The organism is Streptomyces sp. NPDC020362, assembly GCF_040642095.1.
Lineage (GTDB): Bacteria > Actinomycetota > Actinomycetes > Streptomycetales > Streptomycetaceae > Streptomyces.
The window spans coordinates 1-3,061 of sequence record NZ_JBFAET010000411.1 but is presented as its reverse complement, the minus strand read 5'-3'; the positions used below and the strand labels follow the sequence as shown (position 1 = coordinate 3,061).

1 protein-coding gene is annotated in these 3,061 nt (G+C 67.7%); it reads right to left on the bottom strand.

What is annotated here, in order from left to right; translation table 11 throughout:
* Positions 1-82 precede the first annotated feature (82 nt).
* A complete protein-coding gene (locus AB0H32_RS47615) occupies positions 83-2,323 on the bottom strand; it encodes an alpha-galactosidase (protein WP_361135772.1) in 2,241 nt (746 codons plus the stop codon).
* Positions 2,324-3,061: the final 738 nt, after the last annotated feature.

The following is a 3,061-nucleotide window of genomic DNA, read 5'->3' as shown; positions in this document are numbered from 1 at the left end:
CCGTGGGGCTCCTGTGCGGGGGTCCCGTGGGCGCGGTGCTCCCTCGGGACCTCTGGCTCCGGTCGTGTGGGTCAGGAGGGAGTCAGGGCGTCACCAGGCTCCACCGCTGGTTGGTCCCGCCGTCGGCGGGCCACTGGAGCACTACCCCACCGTTACTGAGCGAGCTGTTCGACAAGTCGACCAACTGGCCGTCGTACACACTCTTCAGCTGCACCTGGTTGGGGCCGGCATCGAGCAGTGTCCACCGGGAGTTGCTGTTGCCGTCGTCGTGGTACTGGGCCAGCTGGGTCCCCTTGGCGGTCGTGGGGCCGGGGATGTTGAGCAGCTTGCCGCTGTGGGCGTTGGTGATGGTGTAGACACCGTCGCCCTGCGGGGCGAAGGTCCACAACTGGTCGGAGTTCCCGTTGTCCTGCCACTGCAGGATGTGCGCGCCGTCGGCAGTGGAGTCCCCGTCGACGTCCATGCGGCCGCCGCTCGCAGCGTTGACCAGTTTGTACGGCGCTCCGAGCACGGGGACGGGTACGAGCCGCCAGTGCTGGCTGGCCGAGCCGGCTGCCGTGGCCTGGACGACGGCCGCGCCGGCCGCGGTCGAGCCCTTGACGATGTCGAGCTGCAGACCGCTGGAGCGCGTTCGGATCGTGTAGGAGCCGTCGCCGGTCGGGGTCAGCTGGAACTGGGAGTTTGCCTTGTGGTCGTCCTGGCGCTGTACCAGTTGGGCTCCGCTGACGGCGCTGGAGCCACGGAGGCTGGCAAGGAGACCGCTCTTGACGTTGTCGATCTTGTAGGAGCCGTCGCCGGTGGGGACGAGCTGCCACTGCTGATCGGCGGCGCCGTTGGCCGGCTCCTGGACCAGACCGGCGTTGGCGGAGGTGGACGCCCCCTGGACATCCAGGTACTGGCCGGTTGCCGCGTTGACCAGGTTGTAGTGCATCGCCGTGTAGTGCGATCCGGCGGCCGGGGTCACCTTGAGCAGGCGGCTACCGTGGGGGTCGAGGGTAGCGCTGAAGACCCCGGCTGCGGAACCGAGGTCCTGGTGACTCCACAGGTCGCGTACCGAGGCCGAGCCGCTGAAGCCGAGGTCGGACCAGTGGGCCGTGACGGTCGCGGCCGAGGAGCCCAGGTTGAACAGAGCGACGGTGTAGCTGCCGTCCGGGTTCGGCGCGTACCAGGCCTGCTGCTGGGTCAGCCGGTCCACCGGCCGTGCCGGGTGGCCGGCCTGGTCAACCGCGATCACCGCGTCGTTGCCGAGCAGCTTCAGGTCAGCGCTGTCCAGCCGAGTGAGGTCGGTGCCGAGCAGCAGCGGCGACCCGGTGATCGCCCAGAGGGTCATCTGGGTCTGCCGTTCGTCGAGGTTGAGGCCGTTGTCGGCACCGTTGCCCACCTCGATCGAGTCCAGGTCGTTCCAGCCGCCCGGCCCGGCGAACTGCGTCCACTGCGGCACGTCGGCGAACCGCTGGGCGACGTTGTTCCAGTTGGTCAGCGGATAGGAGGAGGAGCTGCAGTAGCACTCGATGTCGCCGTCGATGCGCCAGCCGTTGGTGTACTGACGCCAGGTCGGGGCGTTGTTGACGTCGAGGTTGTTGGAGAGCTCCAGGTGGATCGCCCGACCGGACTGCCGCAGGGCCTCGGACCAGTGCTGGATGTCGGGGATGTCCCAGTCGCCGACCCCGTCGATCTTCAGGTAGTCCACGCCGTACGAGGCAAGCTGGTCGGCCCAGGAGTTGAGGAACGCCTGAGCGGCGGCGGGGTTCTTGGCGTAGTCGATGTAGTACATCGACCCGCTGCCGAAGTTGTAGTTGGTCTCGTAGTGGGTGGTGTCGGAGACGATGTCGCGGGCGTGGAAGGAGGTGCCCTCGATCGGCGTGTTCTGCTGGTACGCGGCTACCGGGATGCCTGGTGTCAGGTACATCCCAAACTTTTCGCCGAGCTTGTGCACGTAGCTGCCGACCGCTGCCATACCGTGAGGGAACCGCGCCGGGTCGGTGGCCCAGCGGCCGTAGGTATCCACGGTGGCGGCAGGGTTGAGATACCAGAAGTCATCGATGTTGACGTAGGTGTAGCCGTGACCGGTCAGCCCGCTCTTGGCGAGCGCGGCGGCCTGGGCCTTGATGTTGGCCTCGGTCGGATTCTGCCGGAGAAAGCTCCAACTGCTCCATCCCATGGGCGGGTTGGCGGCTATGTCGGGAGCCGGACCTTGGGCCGGTGTGGGCTCGAGCGCGGTCGCCGGGGTGGCGGCGAAGACGGTTGCCGGGGCGGCTGCGAGGAGTGCGAGGGCGACGAGCGGGCGGCCGAGTCGCCCGATGGTCGCACAGATTCTGGCCAAGGGATGCCTCCCAGGGGCGGGACTCACATGGCGGGTCAATGGGTGCAGCTCTCACAGAATCGAACGATTTCGAATGAGGCTGGCGACATGACAGCACCAGGTCACCCGGGGGTCAACGGATCACTCAGGGAATTCCAACATTTCATAACAAGGTGTGGGAGCCGGTCGCGATCGCGACCGGCCACCGATCGGAGATGTGGCTCCGGCCCCTGCTGGTGCCCGGCGTCACGCCCGGGGGCGCGCACTTCTGCGCTACGGGGAACACCGCCGACGTCGGTCCGGCGATGGTTGGCGCCGCGGCGAAGGCGAGGCTGTTGACAAAGAATCTGCCGGTGAGGAGCCTTGTCGACGCAGACTCCGCTGTGTGCGGGCATGTCCCCGGGTGGGTGAACCCACAACCAGGCGCGACGTGTCGGATGCCGCCAGTCCTCCTGTCGCCGGCCAAGCCGTCTCGGGCGTCGGACTGACGGCCGACCCCCGCCACGGGCGCATCCTGAAGCAAGGCCGCCCTGTTGCGTCATGTTCAGATGTGATGAGTTGCGATTATTTCCTGGAGTACGACCTCCTACGTTGCCGCACCCCTGGCCTCAACGGCAGCAGCACTCGCAATCACTGCGGGGCTGCTCGGCGCCACAGGTTCCGCCGACGCGGTCATTCCGCCCCGAACGCGGTCGCCGCAAGCGGCATACAGACGACCGTGGATGGCGGCGCAGCGACCTGCGCCCGCGGGAGTCCCGC